This is a genomic window from Acinetobacter sp. ANC_7634, assembly GCF_056779875.1.
This window is the reverse complement of sequence record NZ_JBWYIT010000009.1, coordinates 49,564-67,279: the sequence shown is the minus strand read 5'-3', so window position 1 is coordinate 67,279 and position 17,716 is coordinate 49,564. Positions and strand designations below refer to the sequence as shown.

17 protein-coding genes are annotated in these 17,716 nt (G+C 39.2%); 9 read left to right on the top strand and 8 right to left on the bottom strand.

What is annotated here, in order from left to right; all coding sequences use genetic code 11:
* The first annotated feature begins 220 nt into the window (after positions 1–220).
* Positions 221–1,207 carry a diaminopimelate dehydrogenase gene (locus AC1M9A_RS10345; protein WP_481610146.1) on the top strand — a complete coding sequence of 329 codons (987 nt, stop codon included), beginning with the start codon at positions 221–223 and terminating at the stop codon, positions 1,205–1,207.
* A 163-nt stretch (positions 1,208–1,370) separates the two neighbouring features.
* Here the strand turns inward: AC1M9A_RS10345 and AC1M9A_RS10340 are convergent, their stop codons facing one another.
* Together AC1M9A_RS10340 and AC1M9A_RS10335 are read right to left on the bottom strand one after the other, a co-directional pair.
* On the bottom strand, positions 1,371–2,546 hold the full coding sequence (locus tag AC1M9A_RS10340) for a thiolase family protein (RefSeq protein ID WP_481596048.1): 1,176 nt from the start codon (positions 2,544–2,546) through the stop codon (positions 1,371–1,373).
* A gap of 101 nt (positions 2,547–2,647) precedes the next feature.
* Positions 2,648–3,178, bottom strand: a complete 531-nt coding sequence (locus AC1M9A_RS10335; protein ID WP_481607921.1) for a GspH/FimT family pseudopilin — start codon at positions 3,176–3,178, stop codon at positions 2,648–2,650.
* 372 nt (positions 3,179–3,550) lie between these two features.
* Here AC1M9A_RS10335 and omp38 point away from each other — a divergent pair, with 372 nt between their 5' ends.
* Positions 3,551–4,600, top strand: coding sequence for an outer membrane protein Omp38 (omp38, locus tag AC1M9A_RS10330; protein ID WP_481596050.1), 1,050 nt, complete (start codon positions 3,551–3,553; stop codon positions 4,598–4,600).
* A gap of 109 nt (positions 4,601–4,709) precedes the next feature.
* A complete protein-coding gene (locus AC1M9A_RS10325) occupies positions 4,710–5,168 on the top strand; it encodes an OmpA family protein (RefSeq protein WP_481610145.1) in 459 nt (152 codons plus the stop codon).
* Between the two features lie 54 nt (positions 5,169–5,222).
* On the opposite strand, the gene AC1M9A_RS10320 is transcribed toward AC1M9A_RS10325, so the two are convergent.
* From AC1M9A_RS10320 to AC1M9A_RS10310, 3 genes are all read right to left on the bottom strand, one after another.
* Positions 5,223–6,677: an amino acid permease gene (locus tag AC1M9A_RS10320; RefSeq protein WP_481610144.1), complete on the bottom strand. Its 1,455-nt coding sequence runs from the start codon at positions 6,675–6,677 to the stop codon at positions 5,223–5,225.
* Between the two features lie 10 nt (positions 6,678–6,687).
* Positions 6,688–7,713, bottom strand: a complete 1,026-nt coding sequence (locus AC1M9A_RS10315) for a methyltransferase (RefSeq protein ID WP_481610143.1) — start codon at positions 7,711–7,713, stop codon at positions 6,688–6,690.
* Positions 7,714–7,774: 61 nt separating this feature from the next.
* Complete coding sequence (locus tag AC1M9A_RS10310; RefSeq protein WP_179998974.1) at positions 7,775–9,139, bottom strand: uracil-xanthine permease family protein; 1,365 nt, start codon at positions 9,137–9,139, stop codon at positions 7,775–7,777.
* A gap of 177 nt (positions 9,140–9,316) precedes the next feature.
* On the opposite strand from AC1M9A_RS10310, the gene typA reads away from it, so the two are divergent.
* Positions 9,317–11,149, top strand: coding sequence for a translational GTPase TypA (gene typA / locus AC1M9A_RS10305; RefSeq protein ID WP_035270590.1), 1,833 nt, complete (start codon positions 9,317–9,319; stop codon positions 11,147–11,149).
* Positions 11,150–11,383: 234 nt separating this feature from the next.
* The gene (mscL, locus tag AC1M9A_RS10300) at positions 11,384–11,818 is read left to right on the top strand and encodes a large conductance mechanosensitive channel protein MscL (protein ID WP_481610142.1); all 435 of its coding nucleotides are present in this window, start codon (positions 11,384–11,386) and stop codon (positions 11,816–11,818) included.
* Between the two features lie 170 nt (positions 11,819–11,988).
* Here mscL and AC1M9A_RS10295 read toward each other — a convergent pair whose 3' ends face one another.
* On the bottom strand, positions 11,989–12,273 hold the full coding sequence (locus tag AC1M9A_RS10295; protein WP_481596053.1) for a peptidylprolyl isomerase: 285 nt from the start codon (positions 12,271–12,273) through the stop codon (positions 11,989–11,991).
* Positions 12,270–13,124: a bifunctional DNA-formamidopyrimidine glycosylase/DNA-(apurinic or apyrimidinic site) lyase gene (gene mutM / locus AC1M9A_RS10290; protein ID WP_481610141.1), complete on the bottom strand. Its 855-nt coding sequence runs from the start codon at positions 13,122–13,124 to the stop codon at positions 12,270–12,272. Before mutM ends, AC1M9A_RS10295 begins: the two co-directional genes overlap by 4 nt.
* 247 nt (positions 13,125–13,371) lie before the next feature.
* Between mutM and AC1M9A_RS10285 the strand changes: the two genes are divergently transcribed.
* Both AC1M9A_RS10285 and AC1M9A_RS10280 read left to right on the top strand, forming a co-directional pair.
* Positions 13,372–14,490 carry an NADH:flavin oxidoreductase/NADH oxidase gene (locus AC1M9A_RS10285; protein WP_481610140.1) on the top strand — a complete coding sequence of 373 codons (1,119 nt, stop codon included), beginning with the start codon at positions 13,372–13,374 and terminating at the stop codon, positions 14,488–14,490.
* A gap of 97 nt (positions 14,491–14,587) precedes the next feature.
* On the top strand, positions 14,588–15,511 hold the full coding sequence (locus AC1M9A_RS10280; protein WP_481610139.1) for an AEC family transporter: 924 nt from the start codon (positions 14,588–14,590) through the stop codon (positions 15,509–15,511).
* Positions 15,512–15,619: 108 nt separating this feature from the next.
* Here the strand turns inward: AC1M9A_RS10280 and AC1M9A_RS10275 are convergent, their stop codons facing one another.
* Positions 15,620–16,420 (bottom strand): tetratricopeptide repeat protein, encoded by an 801-nt coding sequence (locus AC1M9A_RS10275; RefSeq protein WP_092767509.1) that lies wholly within the window; start codon positions 16,418–16,420, stop codon positions 15,620–15,622.
* A 290-nt stretch (positions 16,421–16,710) separates the two neighbouring features.
* On the opposite strand from AC1M9A_RS10275, the gene AC1M9A_RS10270 reads away from it, so the two are divergent.
* On the top strand, positions 16,711–16,956 hold the full coding sequence (locus AC1M9A_RS10270) for a hypothetical protein (protein ID WP_092767507.1): 246 nt from the start codon (positions 16,711–16,713) through the stop codon (positions 16,954–16,956).
* Positions 16,957–17,125: 169 nt separating this feature from the next.
* Complete coding sequence (locus tag AC1M9A_RS10265; protein ID WP_481610138.1) at positions 17,126–17,689, top strand: TetR/AcrR family transcriptional regulator; 564 nt, start codon at positions 17,126–17,128, stop codon at positions 17,687–17,689.
* Positions 17,690–17,716: the final 27 nt, after the last annotated feature.

Sequence of the window (17,716 nt, the reverse complement as noted above, 5' to 3'; positions counted from 1 at the left end):
AGCCTTTAGTGCAGCGGTTTTTTATATGATTCAATTGATCGATTAACACTGATTTAAATGATAAATTTGCTCCAAAAAAGTGCAGTTTATTGTAGTATGTTAGTATTCATTTGATCATTTTTGGTGCGGGTTTTTCTCCATTCAATCAGACTGTTTTGCGGTATATGTTTAGTACTCAGTCTAGTGATCTTGCCATCATTTAAATAGTGAAGCAGTTGTTATGCAAAATTTGATTCGTATTGGTATTGTCGGTTATGGCAACCTCGGTCGTGGCGTTGAAACGTCAATTCAAAAGAACCCAGATTTAGAGCTTGTGGGAATTTTTACACGCCGTGCACCTGAATCAGTGTCTCCTTGCTTTAGTGACACGAAAGTTTTTCATATGGATGACTTAAATGACCTTCAAGACAAAATTGATGTGTTGATCTTATGTGGTGGATCTAAAGATGATCTTCCAAAACAAACACCAGAATTGGCAAGTAAATTCAACACAGTAGATAGTTTTGATACGCATGCACGTATTCCTGAGTTTTTTGAAGCAGTGAATGAGCCTGCACTTGCTAACAAAAAAACGGCAATGATTTCGATTGGATGGGATCCAGGCATGTTCTCAATTAATCGTTTATTTGGTGAGGCATTATTACCAGATGGTGAAACCTATACTTTCTGGGGTAAGGGTTTGAGTCAAGGTCACTCAGATGCGATTCGCCGTGTGGCGGGTGTTAAAGCAGGTGTTCAATATACTATTCCATCACAAGATGCGATTGATAAAGTTCGTAGTGGTTCACGTCCTATATTAACCACTAAAGAAAAACATACTCGTGAATGTTATGTTGTGCTTGAAAATGGTGCTGACGCTGAAGCTGTAAAGCAGGCGATTGTGACCATGCCAGACTATTTTGCAGAGTACAACACGACTGTGAACTTCATTGATGAAGAAACGCTTCGTAACGAGCATAATCGTATGCCCCACGGTGGATTTGTCATTCGCAGTGGTAATAGTAGTGCAGAGCAGACTCAAGTAATGGAGTTTTCGTTGAAATTAGATAGCAATCCTGAGTTTACTGCAAGTGTACTTGTGGCTTATGCACGTGCATGCTACCGCATGAATCAAATGGGTCAATATGGCGCGAAAACTGCATTTGACGTTGCACCAGGCTTATTGTCAATGAAATCTCCAGAGCAACTACGTAAAGAAATTCTTTAAGTCTAATAATTCAAAGCTATGCTTTGAATTGAGATTATAAAAAAGCCTCTAGCTAAGTAGAGGCTTTTTTATTTACCCTCCTTTAGTCAAGAAGGGTTTAGGGGAGGATTATCATTTAAATCTCCCTCAAGCCCCTCTTTGAAAAATAGGGGCTTTAGACGCTTTAGATTAACTCAATCGCCACTGCAGTTGCTTCGCCACCACCGATACAAAGCGCAGCAATACCACGTTGACCACCTGTGCGTTTAAGTGCATGGATTAACGTTAAAATAATCCGTGAACCTGTAGATCCTACTGGATGTCCTAAAGCACATGCTCCGCCGTTGATATTTACTTTTTCAGGGTCGAGTTTGAACTCATCAATAGGACACATTGTGACCATTGCAAAAGCTTCGTTGATTTCCCAAAGGTCGACTTCTGCGACATTCCAACCTGTTTTATCGAGAACCTTTTGGATTGCACCGACTGGTGCAATCGTAAACTCAGAGGGATGTTGTGAATTAGAGGCATATGCCACAATTTTGGCTAAAGGATTTAAACCCTTTGTATGTGCTTGTTCAGATGAACTGATAACCAAGGCTGAAGCACCATCAGAGATCGAGCTGGCATTGGCAGCAGTGATCGTACCATCTTTAGCAAAAGCTGGGCGAAGTGTTGGTATTTTATCGATGTTTGCGTTAAAAGGTTGCTCATCTTTATCTACAACGACATCTCCTTTACGAGTTGACACAGTAACAGGGACGATTTCATCGTTGAAGTAGCCTTCAGTAATCGCAGTTTGAGCACGCTTTAATGAACGTATTGCAAAGTCATCCATTTGCTCACGGGTATAGCCTTTAGTGTTGGCCATATCTTGAGCAAATGAGCCCATCAAACGACCAGTTTCAGCATCTTCTAAACCATCGAAGAACATATGATCTTTGATTTCACCGTGACCCATGCGGTAACCACCACGTGCTTTAGGTAAGACGTAAGGAGCGTTGGTCATAGACTCCATACCGCCTGCAACCACAAAATTTGCTGAACCAGCTTTAATCATATCAGCTGCTTGCATCACAGCTTTCATGCCTGACCCACATAATTTATTGATTGTCACTGCACCTGTCGAGTCAGGTAGTCCAGCTTTGCGCATGGCTTGGCGAGCAGGGCCTTGTTTTAAACCTGCAGGCAAAACGCAACCCATAATGACTTCTTCAATGTCTGCTGGCTGCAAACCCGAGCGTGAGATAGCCTCTTTAATGGTCACTGCACCCAGTTCTGGTGCAGTCACACTTGATAAACTTCCCTGAAAGCCGCCCATTGCCGTACGTGCACCATTAAGGATGACGATATCAGTCATTATTCTCTCCAATTTATTTAGCTTTGTTTTACAGCTTGAGTATATGTAATATCAGGCCAATTAATATTGGCTATAGTGTGTAAAATGTGACTGATAAGTTGTCATTCACATGTCTTAGTTTCTTCAAGACGAGTCTGTCCCATCATTGAAAGTCTAACGATTAGATTTGATTTATTTGAATGTGCACAGTATTTAAAATGTCCCATTGATCCACGTGGTAAACCAGAGTCTGGTTGGAAGGTGATCGTATTCTTGCTGGTAACACCACCTTTCCAACTGAAATCACCATATTGGTAATCTGTCGAAGTTGCTTGAATAAGCTTTTCGTGAGGATCGAATTGTTGATTGTGATTCTGATCTAGAAAGATGATAAACCCTTTATGCCATTGACTGTTCTTACACGATTTTAAATCTTGAGAAGCACAGATCATCACAGGGCTTCGGTAACTTACAGCATTGGCTTTAGCTTGGCTGATGGCTTGCCGTACCGTGCTAAGAATTTGCGCCCTTTCTTGATTTTCACGAAATTCATGATAATGAGGGAGTGCTATCATCACAAGAATACTAATAATGACGATCGTGAAAATGAGTTCTAAAAGGGTAAAAGCAAGAGATTTACAATAGGAATACATTTTAAAGCTTCTAGTATTTGTTAATTATTTGAATTTATAGATAATCTTGGTGAAGTTATATTATAAGCTGAAGTGCTAAAAAATGATTACTATCACCTTTGAATGCTGTTAATATACCAAAAATGAAAAGATAAGTTATTCATGCGGATAAATTGAGTAAAAAATTACCGAATTACAACGGAAATTGTAAGTAATTTTGTCAATAATTTACTTGATTAAAGTAATCAAACACTTGGAATTCACTTTAAGTGTTTGTATGATTCAACATGAGTAGCTTAAAAAAAATACTGGGGTATAAAAAAGCCTATCTCAGGAAGCCATAATTATTTTAGGCTGAGCTTGAAAAACAATTGTTATCTCTGGAGGATATCCATGAAATTGAGTCGTATCGCACTTGCTATGCTTGTTGCTGCTCCATTCGCTGCTGCTAATGCTGGTGTAACTGTTACTCCACTATTAGTGGGTTACACATTCCAAGACACTCAACACAACAACGGTGCTGCTGATCACTTATCTGACAGCATTATCGAATTACAAGACGATTTATTCGTTGGTGCTGCGTTAGGTATTGAACTTACTCCATGGTTGGGTTTTGAAGCTGAATATAACCAAGTAAAAGGTGATATCGAAGGCACAATTACTGGTAATGATGTTGGCGAGTACAAGCAAACTCAAATCAATGGTAACTTCTATGTTACTTCTGATTTAATCACTAAGAACTATGACAGCAAAATTAAGCCATACGTTCTTTTGGGTGCTGGTCACTACAAATATGAATACGATGGTGTAAATCTTAAAGATGACGAAGGTACTTTAGGTAATGCAGGTGTAGGTGCTTTCTGGCGCTTAAATGATGCTCTATCTCTTCGTACAGAAGCTCGTGCAACTTATAACATCGACGAGGATTTCTGGAACTACACAGCACTTGCTGGTCTTAACGTAGTTTTAGGCGGTCACTTGAAGCCTGCTGCTGAAGTAGTAGAAGTTGCTCCAGTTCAACCAGCTCCAGCTCCAGTTCAACCAGCTCCACAAGAGTTGACTGAAGATCTTAACATGGAACTTCGCGTATTCTTCGATACGAACAAGTCTAACATCAAAGATCAGTACAAGCCTGAAATTGCTAAAGTAGCTGAAAAATTAAACGAATATCCAAATGCAACTGCTCGTATTGAAGGTCACACTGATAATACTGGTCCACGTGCGTTGAACGAACGTTTATCTTTAGCTCGTGCTAACTCTGTGAAATCTGCTCTTGTAAGCGAATACAACATTGACGCTTCTCGTTTAGCGACTCAAGGTTTCGCTTGGGATCAACCAATTGCTGACAACGCAACTAAAGAAGGTCGTGCGATGAACCGTCGTGTATTCGCTACGATTTCTGGTAGCCGTACAGTAGTTGCTCAACCTCAAGCAGCACAATAATCTTTAATTGATTATTAAGAACAGCTCTTCGGAGCTGTTTTTTTTAACTCTTTTTTAAATAATGTGATATATTTCACAAAATATAATGAACAACACAATGAGAATAAAGATGAAATATAGTTTAATAGCAAGCTTATGCATTGCTTTAACTTTGACGGCTTGCACAACGACAAAGATGCAATCAACTACTGGTGTACAAGACTTGGATCAAAAGATATTAAATGAATTAAAACAAGGTTTACCGCTCTACTTTAATCACAATTCCCGTCAAATTGATGTTCGGTATCAACCTTATTTAACAGTAGCTTCAAAAGTTTTGGCGCAGAATAAAAGTTTTATACTTCAAGTGGATGGACATACAGATAATCGAGGGTCAGTATCAGCGAATCAAAAAGTATCTCTTGAGCGAGCAAATGCTGTGCGTAATGAATTGGTGATGCAATATAATGTTGATCCTAAACAGATTTCGACACAAGGCTATGGCCCAAATCAGCCAATTGCGGATAACACGACAGAAGAGGGTCGAGCATTGAATCGTCGAGTGAATTTAATCTTAAAAATACAATAAGATCATAATCTAACAATAAAAAAACAGCTCAATTTGAGCTGTTTTTTTATTTTATTAGTCTTGATCGACTTGAATTGGTTTTACATCCATATCTTGATATTGAATCAACTTGGTTTTGTACTTGAACTTATAAACTAGCCATATTGCTAAGAATAAGAAGATCCCAATATATGTGGAGACTACTGCGATCCACTCCCCATCAAGTACGGCTTGATAATTTTGACCTAACACAACGATTGCACACAAAATAAAAGCGAACCACGGTGCAAAAGGGAAAAATTTTGCACGATATGCTAAATCTTCTAACTTATATCCTTGAGCCAAATAGCCTTTCCTGAATCGGTAATGAGAGATTGCGATACCGAGCCATACGATAAAGCCACACATACCAGACATATTCAGAAGCCAATTAAATACTTCCTCTTCACCAATAAATGTCGTCAAGAAGCATAGTGCTGCGATTGCTGTCGTAGCATAAAGTGCATTCATTGGTACACCGCGACCATCAAGTTTGGAGAAAACTTTGGGTGCACTTCCATTTTTTGCCATATCAAAAAGCATTCGTGTGGAAGAGTACATTCCTGAATTTCCGGCAGAAAGGATAGCCGTAAGAATGACTGCATTCATGACACTTGCAGCGAAAGCAAAGCCTGCTTGTTCATAGAGTAAAGTAAAAGGTGATAATGCAATATTCTCATCTGAAGCAGCTTGCATTAGACGAGGATCATCATGCGCAATCAATGTACCGATAATAAAAATACAAACGATATAGAATAAGAGAATACGCCAGAAGATCTGTTTAATCGCAATAGGAATGGTTTTCTTCGGATCTTTCGACTCACCAGCGGCAACACCAACCATTTCAGTACCTTGAAATGAGAATCCTGCGATCATCGCGACACCAATTAATGCTGACAAACCACCTACAAATGGCGCTTCACCCTTTGACCAATTTGCGAAAGTTGCAACATTGGGTGTCATCATGATTTTGGCAATCATGAAAATACCAATGATGATAAATGCAATGATGGCAAGAACTTTAATGAGTGAGAAAAAGAACTCAGACTCACCAAAACCTTTGACTGTTAAGGCGTTAATACCAAAAACGATAGCAAGGAAAATGGCACTCCAATAGAAACCTGGGATATCAGGAAACCAAAATTTCATGATGAATTGAACTGCAACAAGTTCAAATGCGACGGTTATCGCCCAGTTGTACCAATAGTTCCAGCCTAGTGCGAATCCAAACCCACCTTCGACATATTTGGTGCCATAGGTGAAGAAAGCACCTGATGTTGGATTGTGTGTTGCGAGTTCGCCTAAGCTGGTCATGAGGAAGTAAATCATTACGCCAATTAAACAATAGGCAAGTAATGCACCACCAGGGCCAGCATTGGCAATTGTTGCACCCGAAGCTAGGAATAGTCCTGTACCGATAGAACCACCAATGGCGATCATATTAAGATGGCGTGCTCCAAGCTTTCGCTTAAGTTGACCGGTTTCGCTCATCGAAAGTTCCTTATGATTTCTTTTGAGTACTTGCAAACAGTACTTTAAAGCCTTGTTGATCAGTCAAAGTTTCACATTGACCAAAATTTTGCTCAATGAGAGTTGGATAGTTTAAAAAACGATTTGCCACGATCCAAAGTTCACCACCAGACTTTAGATGGCGACGTGATGTCTTACAAAGATTCTCACTCGCATTGTAATCAGTGTATATACCCTGATGGAAAGGAGGGTTACTGACGATGGCATGTAAAAATAGTGGCGCATCTTCAATGCCAGTCACAGCTTTGATTTCGAGCTGTTCTGGTGACAAATTATTTTTTTCAAATGTTAGGCGGGTGGAGGCGAGCGCAAAAGCATCCACATCAAGCGCAAAAATACGATTTTTGGGATTCAATTTGGCTAAATATGCACTGATAATGCCAGCACCACAACCGAAGTCAGCGATTTTACCTGAACTCACTCGATTGAGGTAGGGGAGAAATACAGCTGTACCAATATCAAGTTTATTTTGACTAAATACACCAGGTAAAGCATAAATCTGTAATTCGCCATTCGGTGTTTGAATTGTATATTGTTGAGCCCAATTTTCTAAAGATCGAGGCGTAGGAGTCTTATCGATTATTAATTGCCACATTTGACAATGACGAGCGCTATCAAGTTTGACACATTTGCCAAATGGAACGAGTTGTTTTGCTGCTCGTTCAACGCCACCTTTCTTTTCACCTACAAGAAAAATTGATGCACCAAGACCGAGTTTTAATACCACACTATGTAGTAAGTAATTCAAAAGTTCTTTGGCTTTAGGTACAAAAATAATGACTTGATCATATTCTGCTTCAGGGATATCCGTCCCAAAATGAACAGGAATATTTTGATTTTGGAAAAATAGAAAGTCGTTATAGTTCCATGTCCATACTGAAGCCTGAATGTTTTTATCGAGCTGAGTAGTTAAGTCATCAGTTGGTGCATTGACTAATAATATTCGACCTTTCAGAAAGTTATGTTGACGAATAACAACTTCACTTTGAGGAACCATATATTTCTCCACAGAATAAAAGAGCCCAGACAATGCTGGGCAGTCTTTGATTCAATCTAAATTATTTCTTTGCTTCAGGTAGAACGAAGTTCAAGATCAAGGCTGCAATGCCGCCAGTTGCTACACCAGAGCTAAATATATTACGAATGAGTTCAGGCATATGTTCAAGAATCTGTGGAACTTGAGCAACACCTAAACCGAGGGCAAGTGAAATTGCAATAATAAGCAATGCACGGCGGTCAAGTTGAATGCCAGAAAGGATATTAATCCCAGATGCCGCAACAGCCCCAAACATCACCATGACAGCACCGCCTAGTACAGCTTGAGGAACAGCTTGGATGATGGCAGCGACTGCTGGTAGTAAACCCAGAATAACTAATAGAGCGGCGATCCATATACCCACATGTCGACTAGCAACGCCAGTTAATTGGATAACACCATTGTTTTGAGCAAAAACAGAACTCGGGAAAGTATTAAATAAACCAGCGAGTAAGGAGTTTGCACCGTTGACGAGTACACCACCTTTAATTCGCTCCATCCATTTCGGACCATCAACAGGCTGATTGGATAACTTAGAGGTCGCGGTGATATCACCAATCGCTTCTAATGAAGTAACCAAATAAATAAATGCCATTGGTATAAATAAACTCCAAGAGAAGTCTAAACCAAAGTGCATTGGTGTAGGAACTTGAACCAAAGGTGCATTTTCTAAGCCAGAAAAATCTAAATGGCCCATGAAGCCTGCTAGTGCATAACCCACGATCAGTGCAATCAAAATCGCACTACTCTTGACCCAAGTTACATTCAAGCGGTTTAAGAGAATGATTAATGCCAAGACAGTACAAGACATAATGAGATTGTCTGTATTGGCAAAAGTGTTATTACTCATCGCTTGGTAACCACCACCCATTGAGATTAAACCTTCTTTAATCAAGGTTAAGCCAATGAGGAGTACAACAATACCAGTCACAAGTGGAGTAATGAGTTTTTTTACCCATGGTAATATGCGAGAAACTCCCATTTCAATGAATGAGCCTGCAATCACGACACCAAAAATTGAACCCATAACGGTTTCGACTGGAGTTCCTGCAGCAACCATTGCCGAGCCAATCCCAATAATAGGACCGATAAAGTTAAAACTTGTACCTTGAACAATCAGTAAGCCTGCACCAAAAGGACCAACCTTTTTACTTTGCAAGAAAGTCGCAATCCCTGAAATTACCAATGACATGGAAAGGATCATATTTGTATCTTCTTTAGAAACACCTAAAGCCAAACAGATCAATAGACCAGGAGTAACAATCGGAACAATAATGGCAAGTAAATGCTGAATTGCAGCGAGAAAAGCGATGAACGGTTTTGGTTTATCGTCTAAACCATAAACAAGATCGAGTTTCGGTTCTTGAGATTGGTCGGGAGCGGGCATGGTCTATACCATCTAGATTAAGCGAAAGTGCCGACATTCTAATCGAGTTACATGGGTTTACAAAACCGAAACATAACCATTTGTCAAAAAAAATGAAATTGTAAAGAAACAGTCACTATAAAAGTTTAGGATTTTTCTGTATAATTTGCCCTCAAATTTAAAGCGTATCGAATTTACATGTCAGATATTAAAACTCTCCGTAATATTGCCATCATCGCACACGTCGACCATGGTAAAACGACTCTTGTCGACAAACTTTTACAACAATCAGGTGCTTTGGGTGAACGCGCGGGTGAGATCGAGCGTGTCATGGATTCAGGCGCTATTGAAAGTGAACGTGGTATTACCATTCTTGCAAAAAACACTGCAATCAAATGGTTAGATAAACGTACTGATACTGAATACCGTATCAACATCGTGGATACCCCGGGACACGCCGACTTCGGTGGTGAAGTTGAACGTGTAATGTCGATGGTTGACTGTGTACTTCTTTTGGTAGACTCACAAGAAGGTCCAATGCCACAAACTCGTTTCGTAACGCAAAAAGCGTTCGCACGTGGTTTAAAACCAATCGTAATTATCAACAAAGTTGACAAGCCTAATGCGCGTCCTGACTGGGTAATCGATCAAGTATTCGATTTATTTGATAACCTTGGTGGTACTGACGAACAGTTAGACTTCCCTGTGGTTTATGCTTCTGGTCTTCGTGGTGTAGCAGGTCCTTCACCAGAAGAATTGGCTGAAGACATGACTCCGTTGTTCCAAACAATCGTAGACATCGTTGAGCCGCCAGCAGTGGATGTTGATGGTCCATTCCAAATGCAAGTGTCTTCACTTGACTATAACAGCTTCGTTGGCGTTATTGGTGTTGGTCGTATCCAACGTGGTTCAGTGAAATTGAACACACCTGTAACGGTAATCGACAAAGATGGTAAAACACGTAACGGTCGTATCTTAAAAATCATGGGTTACCATGGTTTAGAGCGTATCGACGTTGAATCTGCTTCTGCAGGTGACATCGTATGTGTAACAGGTATGGACGAACTTCATATCTCTGACACGATTTGTGATCCTAAACATGTTGAAGCATTGCCACCGCTTTCTGTAGATGAGCCTACAGTATCGATGACATTCCAAGTTAACAACTCACCATTCGCCGGTAAAGAAGGTAAGTTTGTGACCTCACGTAACATCCGTGAACGTCTTGACCGCGAATTGATTCACAACGTAGCACTTCGTGTAGAAGATACTGACAGTCCTGACCGTTTTAAAGTGTCGGGCCGCGGTGAACTTCACCTTTCGGTATTGATCGAAAACATGCGTCGTGAAGGCTTCGAGATGGGTGTATCTCGTCCGCAAGTAATCTTGAAAGAGATTGACGGCGAAATGCAAGAGCCATACGAAAACGTAACATTTGACGTAGAAGAACAGCATCAAGGTGCTGTGATGGAACAAATGGGTAACCGTAAAGGTGAAATGACCAATATGGAAGTCGACGGTAAAGGTCGTATTCGTATTGAAGCAACTGTACCTTCACGTGGCTTGATTGGTTTCCGTTCAGAATTCATGACCATGACTTCAGGTACTGGTATCATGACCTCAAGTTTCTCGCACTATGGACCAATGAAACAAGGTTCTGTTGCAAAACGTCAAAACGGTGTGTTGATTTCTATGGTTCAAGGTACATGCTTGGGCTATGCATTGTTCAGTTTACAAGACCGTGGTCGTCTATTTGCTAAACCTCAGTTAGAAGTTTACGAAGGTATGATTATTGGTATTAACTCTCGTTCTGACGATATGGTTGTAAACCCAACTAAAGCGAAACAATTAACAAACGTTCGTGCATCAGGTACTGATGATGCATTAACACTTGTTCCTGCGATTGAATATACGTTAGAACAAGCACTTGAATTTATTCAAGATGATGAGCTTGTTGAAGTTACACCTAAATCAATTCGTATTCGTAAGCGTTGGTTGACTGAAAACGAACGTAAACGTAATAAATCTTAATTGATTTAAATAAAAAAACCGCTCAAAAGAGCGGTTTTTTTTATATCTTGACTACATCATTTAAGATATGAAATAAAAGTTGTTGAATTGTTGTAGTTGATTTGGACAAGATCTTGTTTATTTAAACAGAGATACTTATGATTTTGGTGGAAAACCAACGAGTTTAGACGGAAATATCATTAAGAATAATGTATATTATGTCACATTAATGCATAGAAAAATTTTGGAGAAAAAATGAGCATTATTAAAGAGTTTAAAGAATTTGCCGTGAAAGGCAATGTAATGGATCTGGCGGTCGGTGTGATCATTGGTGGGGCGTTTGGTAAAATCATCGATTCAATGGTGAAAGATGTCATCATGCCAATTATCAGTTGGATCTTAGGCGGTGATGTTGATTATTCAAACTGGTTTGTTGTATTAGGAGATAATCCAAATAACCTTACAACGCTTGCTGCCGCTCAAGAAGCGGGTTTAAATGTTTTGGCTTACGGTAATTTCTTGACGATTCTCATCAACTTCATCCTGCTTGCATGGGTGGTATTCTGGTTAGTGAAATTGATGAATAAAATGCGTCGTAAGCAAGAGGAGGAAGCTCCAACACCTGAAGCTACTCCAGAAGATATCGAATTACTTCGTGAAATTCGTGACGAATTAAAACGTAAAGGTTAATGCTTTTACAACGAAAACGGCGCTAAATGCGCCGTTTTTTATATCTCATCGTTTTTTAAATCGCCCGAAATCCCCCTTTGTCAAAGGGAGGCTGGGAGGGATTGATTCTTAGCTCTTTCTTGCGAAGCGATGCTTCTCATCTCCTAAAAGGAGAGGGAAATCCAGGAAGTTTAAAAATCCATACGAAATTTAATTTCGAGTAAATGCCAGCCGAATTGACTCTTAATTGGTCCATGTAATTCACGTTCAGCCAAACTAAAAACTGCCTTATCGATAGGACCAACCAATTGTCCTTTCTTAACCTCACCTAATTCCCCTCCTTTTTTTCCTGAGGGACAAGTTGAGTGTTGCTTAGCAATTTTAGCAAAATCAGCACCGTCTTTAAGCTTTTGTTTAAGTTGGATACACAGGTCTTGATCTTTGACTAAAATATGCCGAACAATTGCTGATTTCATTTGGATTTTACCTTTGATACAGGATTCTTTGAGGCTTGAGGTCGCTTAAGCGGTTGACACTCAGGGCAAAAAACAGAAGCACGTTGCCCGAGCTTAATATTTTCTAAAGTTGTTTCACAGTTGATGCACATTTCACCAGCGCGCCCATAAGCCAATAGCGTTTGTTGAAAGTAGCCATTTTCGCCCATGGCATTGGTGTAATCACGTAAAGTAGATCCGCCTAAATCAATTGCTTGTTTAAGGATTCGTTTGATTTCAATGACAAATTTTTCAATTTGTGACCGTGTAAGACTAGAGGCGGGTTGTGCAGGATGAATGCCCAAATTAAACAGACTTTCAGTTGCGTAAATATTTCCAACACCCACAACAATGTGGTTATCCATAATTGCAACTTTGACTGCAACACTCTTATTTTTAAATTTCTGCTCTAGATAGTCAGCATTGAAAGATTCACTTAAAGGTTCAGGTCCAAGCGTATCTAAAAGTTTGGATTGAGCATGATCATCCAGCCATAAAATGCAACCAAAACGACGAGGATCGTGGTAGCGTAATTGGATATCATCGAATTGAATGATGAAATGATCATGCTTTCTCAACGCATCACGTGAATCACTCAAACGAAAGCTTCCAGACATTCCCAAGTGCCATAACATGGTCACATTTTCAAATTGTGCCAAAATATATTTGGATCGACGTGTTAGCCCTATCAGTCGTTGACCGACCAATTGATTTACATCATTTGGTATAGGCCATCTCAGACTTGAATTATTGACTTGAACAGAAAGTACTTTTTGATTCAGCAAAGGGAGCAAGCTGGTTTTAGTGGTTTCAACTTCAGGTAATTCAGGCATGGAAACTCTGTTAAATGGGCGAGTAGAAAAATATTGGGTTAAATGAGGATATTGCAAGCAGCATCGAGTGAACTACAAGATATTACGCTTGAACAGAATATGATACACAATCCATCTAGTGCCTTCATGGTTAAGTTTTAAAATGTTTTTTAAAGCATTCAATGATGAAATGAACTTAGATGATTTATCACGTAAATGCGTTGTACACTGCTACAAATAAATCAATTTAAAATCAGGGAGATTCAGTGTGGCAAAATTATTTGAGCCAATTCAATTCGGAAATTTATCACTCAAAAATAGAATTATTATTGCTCCCATGTGTCAGTATTCTGCGAATGAAGCAGGGGAGCATAGTTTTTGGCATGAACAACAATGGGCGAGTTATGCATTGTCGGGTGCTGGATTATATATTATTGAAGCAACTGCGGTACAAGCTGTAGGTCGTATCAGTTTTGCAGATTTAGGGTTGTGGAATGATTTACAACGTGCACAATTAAAAGCATTGATTGATAAGGTAAAATCGATTGCTCCAACGCCAATCGCCATTCAGTTAGCGCACGCGGGACGTAAAGCTTCAACTGATAAACCATGGTTGGGACGTGGTCAATTCTCATCGAATCATGAACATGGCTGGCAAACGGTATCTGCAAGTGATTTACCATTTAATCCAGATGATCAGGCTCCTCATGAATTAAGTATCGAGGAAATCGAAAAAATTATCGATGACTTTGCAACTGCAGCAGTCAGATCTGTAGATGCAGGTTTTGATCTCATCGAAGTCCACGCGGCTCATGGTTATCTATTACATCAATTTATGTCCCCTTTATCTAATCGAAGAACAGATGAATATGGTGGAAGTTTTGAGAATCGCATTCGTCTAACTTTAGAGGTTTTTCAGGCGATCAAAAATGCTGTTCCAGACAACTATCCAATCGGTGTTCGTTTGTCTGCAACAGACTGGATGGAGCAAGAAAAGGGATGGAATATTGATGACTCAATTGGGTTATCAAAGGCATTAGAAAAACTTGGTGCAGTTTATATCCATGCATCATCTGGTGGATTACATGTCGATCAAAATATTCAGATTGGTCCTAATTACCAAGTTCCATTTGCGGAAGCAATCAAGAAACACGTAGACATTCCAGTGATTGCTGTTGGGCTGATCACTGAACCTCAACAGGCGGAAGATGTCTTACAACAAGGCAAAGCTGATGCAATCGGGCTCGCAAGGGCAATACTATTTAATCCAAGATGGCCATGGCATGCTGCTGCTCAATTAAAAGCAGAGGTTGAAATTAGTCCGCAATATTTACGATGCCAACCGCATGATGTGAAATCATTATTTAAGCCATATGCTGATAGATAAAATAGGCATAAAGGTATACTTAAAAAGTCATCCTAGGTAATTACGGCTGTTGTATGATAATTTGACTAACTCATACAATAGCTAGGGATGCTAAGTCATGGTTTTATCGGTCATTATTCCGATTTTTTTACTGCTTTTTTCGGGATATGCCTCGGTTAAACTGAATTTACTTAGCAAGGAACAAGTCTCTATTGTTGGTACATTCGTCATTCGAGTCGCTTTACCTGCTCTATTTTTACAAGCGCTTTCATCAAAAGATCTTGATGCGATATGGCAACCTGAACTTTTTTACAGTTATATTGTGGTGACTGCCTTTGTATTTGCAATCGCTTTATGGATTTTGGTAAAGCATTTTAAAAACAATTTCAGTGATGCTGCCATTCTCTCAATTGGAGCGTCAATGTCTAATACTGGACTACTTGGTACGGCCATTTTAAGTCTATTGATTGGTCATATCGCGCTTGCCTTTACTTCTTTAATCGTAATTATCGAAAGTGTTTTTCTTGTTCCAGCAGCTTTATTTATTGCGGGATTGCAAGCTCAAAATCAGCAAGCACTACTCAATACATTAAAAAATAACTTTATAATCCTATGTAAAAATCCATTGTTTATTGGTGTGGTAATCGGAATTGTGTGCGCTATTTTTCAGGTTAAACTGCCGCATTATATAGATCAAGTTTTCTTAATGATTGGTCAGACGGCATCTCCTTTGGCGTTATTTGTGATTGGCGGAAGCATCGCAGGTTTAACCCTAAAATATGTCAATCAGCAGAGTCTTTATATTGTTCTATCGTCCAACTTTATTTTTCCAATACTCATGTATTTGACTCTACGATTTATTGCTCAAGCACCGATGGATATCGTGTATGTAGGGACATTGATTGCAGCTTTACCTACACCTGCATTATTTGGAATGTTGGGACAAGCGTATGGGCTCAATGATCGTGCAATTACACCTTTATTGATGAGTACGGTGATTGGATTTATTGTGACTGCTGGATTAATTATTTTGTGGTGGTAATTGAATAAAACTTAGAATGTAATCATAAATCTCCTTTTCATATAAGAAAACCCTATCTTGCGATAGGGTTTTTGTATTTGAGCATCGGTTTAAAATTTAAATTAATGCTTAAGATTTAGCTTTCGTATTTGCTGCAGGTTTTTTTGCATTCTCAGCAATCAGTTTGTTCACGATCGCTAGATTTTCCTTGGCTTGAGGAATATTTTCATCTGCTAAAGCACTAAATATTTTTTTTGCCTCAGGTAAGTTTTGCGGAACGATATTTCCGTTTACGAACATGTTACCAATGGCCATAAGCGCAGGGATGTATCCTTTTTTACCTAAATCTTGAATGCTCGCTAAACCTTTTTTCACAGGCGCTTCAGTTTTGGTCTTAAAGCCTAATGAAATATCGTATAAAGCACGAGCATGAATGGCTGGATAACTTCCTTTCTTAATTAAAGGATCAAGTTTTTGTAACGCGAGCTTATCAGATTGTTCTTTGCCTTCAGAGAACAGTAGAACAGCAGATTCAACAATCGCATCTTCAAAACCTTGAGCTGCAGCTTTATCTAAGTATTCACGAGATTTTTTTTCATTTTTGGTCAGACCCAAGCCGCCAGTGGCATAGTTTTGCGCCAATACATAATTGGCTAAAGGATAGCCTGCAGTGCCAGCTTGTTCATAAAGTTGTACTGCTTTTTTGTTGTCTTGTTTGGTTCCTTGACCAGCTTGAGTGAGATATGCCAAGTTATAAGTCGCTTGAGGATTCCCTGCTTTTGATAAGCGTTCAAGTTCTTGGTAGGCCGCATTGTAATTCTTTGCTTGAATCAGTTCCTGTACTTTGCTGAATGCAGGATCGACTGGTGCGGCAGCGAAGCTAAATGAGGTGGCAACAGCGAGTAAAGCACCACATAATATTTTTTTCATAATTGTTTTATACCTATCTTAAAAGCAACCCTATTTATTTGATGTAAATAGAGTTTTACACCATTTCATCATAGTCCGAATTATGTGAATGTAAATATAGAATATGTATACATCCTTCAAATTTAGCTTCGCTTTGTGAATAAAGTATGTGTATTGCAGTATAAGCATATAAACGACACTGGATTTATGTTGTTCAGCCTTGAATATATGGATTTAACCAAAATTTTAATCCACTAGTAGTTCTTCGATGGTTTTGCTTAAATACGCATTGTGCAATGAGGTGGTCAACGATGTTTATAAAAGGCATTAAACGTAATTACGATAAAGTTTTTCAAGATGATTCAATCCCAGATGAACAAAAGATAGATGCGCTCTTATTAAAACTTGGCGAGCAGTATTTGGTGAGTCAGGAGAATCGAGTGTATGTATTCCAAAAAGGTGATTTAACCGTAAAGTTTGATGCTAAACACGCGAGAGCATTTCATTTTAAAGATTATGTGGTGAAGGATATGAATAAATTATTTCATGGCTTTTAGAATAAAACCTCCTAGCGATATAGGAGGTTTTTTTATGAGTCATCTCTCAATCGATTGAGAGTTAAAATCTATTCCATCTAACGCCTTGGTCTTATTTTCATATCTTTATCAATAAAAAAACTCTATTATAAAACGATACGAAACGTATCGTTTTATTTGTGAGAATTTCATGACAAGCGAAGACAAAAGTGCACGACGCCGATCATGTATTTTAGCTTCAGTCAAACAGGCTTTGAATGAAGTGGAATATCACCAACTGACAGTAGAAGACATTGCTTCACGTGCTGGGGTGGGAAAGTCGACTATTTATCGATGGTGGTCACATAAATCTGAATTGGTTCTAGACACGTTTAAGGAGCTCACACTCTCAATTTTTGAGTTTGAGCCAGAATTCGATCTTGAACAAAATCTTAATCAACAATTGCTTCGTTTGGCTAAGGCTTTAGATCATCCAGTGGGACGAGCGATGTTGGTGGTTATGGCGAATCATCGTGAATTGGCTGCAACATTCTTCAAGCAATATTTATTACCTAAACGAGTTCAACTGCACCAACTGATCCAACAGGCGATTGAGGCGGGGGAGCTGATTGAACATGATCACTATGATTTGGTACTTGATCGACTGTATGGTCCTATTCATTACCAAATTATTTTTTTTAATCATTTGCCTGATGAGCACTATATCCGTCAATTGGTCAAACTGAGTTTAGATCCATTACGTCCTCACGCCTAAACATTAATGCGACAAGAGTAGATTTTC

Excerpts from the sequence above, each read along its gene's own strand:
- AC1M9A_RS10310 (WP_179998974.1), bottom strand. The coding sequence starts at position 9,139 with ATGCCCGCTCCCGACCAATCTCAAGAACCGAAACTCGATCTTGTTTAT.
- AC1M9A_RS10295 (WP_481596053.1), bottom strand. The coding sequence starts at position 12,273 with ATGAAATCAGCAATTGTTCGGCATATTTTAGTCAAAGATCAAGACCTG.
- mscL (WP_481610142.1), top strand. The coding sequence starts at position 11,384 with ATGAGCATTATTAAAGAGTTTAAAGAATTTGCCGTGAAAGGCAATGTA.
- AC1M9A_RS10335 (WP_481607921.1), bottom strand. The coding sequence starts at position 3,178 with ATGTATTCCTATTGTAAATCTCTTGCTTTTACCCTTTTAGAACTCATT.
- AC1M9A_RS10270 (WP_092767507.1), top strand. The coding sequence starts at position 16,711 with ATGTTTATAAAAGGCATTAAACGTAATTACGATAAAGTTTTTCAAGAT.
- AC1M9A_RS10280 (WP_481610139.1), top strand. The coding sequence starts at position 14,588 with ATGGTTTTATCGGTCATTATTCCGATTTTTTTACTGCTTTTTTCGGGA.
- AC1M9A_RS10345 (WP_481610146.1), top strand. The coding sequence starts at position 221 with ATGCAAAATTTGATTCGTATTGGTATTGTCGGTTATGGCAACCTCGGT.
- AC1M9A_RS10275 (WP_092767509.1), bottom strand. The coding sequence starts at position 16,420 with ATGAAAAAAATATTATGTGGTGCTTTACTCGCTGTTGCCACCTCATTT.
- mutM (WP_481610141.1), bottom strand. The coding sequence starts at position 13,124 with ATGCCTGAATTACCTGAAGTTGAAACCACTAAAACCAGCTTGCTCCCT.
- AC1M9A_RS10325 (WP_481610145.1), top strand. The coding sequence starts at position 4,710 with ATGAAATATAGTTTAATAGCAAGCTTATGCATTGCTTTAACTTTGACG.
- omp38 (WP_481596050.1), top strand. The coding sequence starts at position 3,551 with ATGAAATTGAGTCGTATCGCACTTGCTATGCTTGTTGCTGCTCCATTC.
- AC1M9A_RS10315 (WP_481610143.1), bottom strand. The coding sequence starts at position 7,713 with ATGGTTCCTCAAAGTGAAGTTGTTATTCGTCAACATAACTTTCTGAAA.
- typA (WP_035270590.1), top strand. The coding sequence starts at position 9,317 with ATGTCAGATATTAAAACTCTCCGTAATATTGCCATCATCGCACACGTC.
- AC1M9A_RS10265 (WP_481610138.1), top strand. The coding sequence starts at position 17,126 with ATGACAAGCGAAGACAAAAGTGCACGACGCCGATCATGTATTTTAGCT.
- AC1M9A_RS10320 (WP_481610144.1), bottom strand. The coding sequence starts at position 6,677 with ATGAGCGAAACCGGTCAACTTAAGCGAAAGCTTGGAGCACGCCATCTT.
- AC1M9A_RS10340 (WP_481596048.1), bottom strand. The coding sequence starts at position 2,546 with ATGACTGATATCGTCATCCTTAATGGTGCACGTACGGCAATGGGCGGC.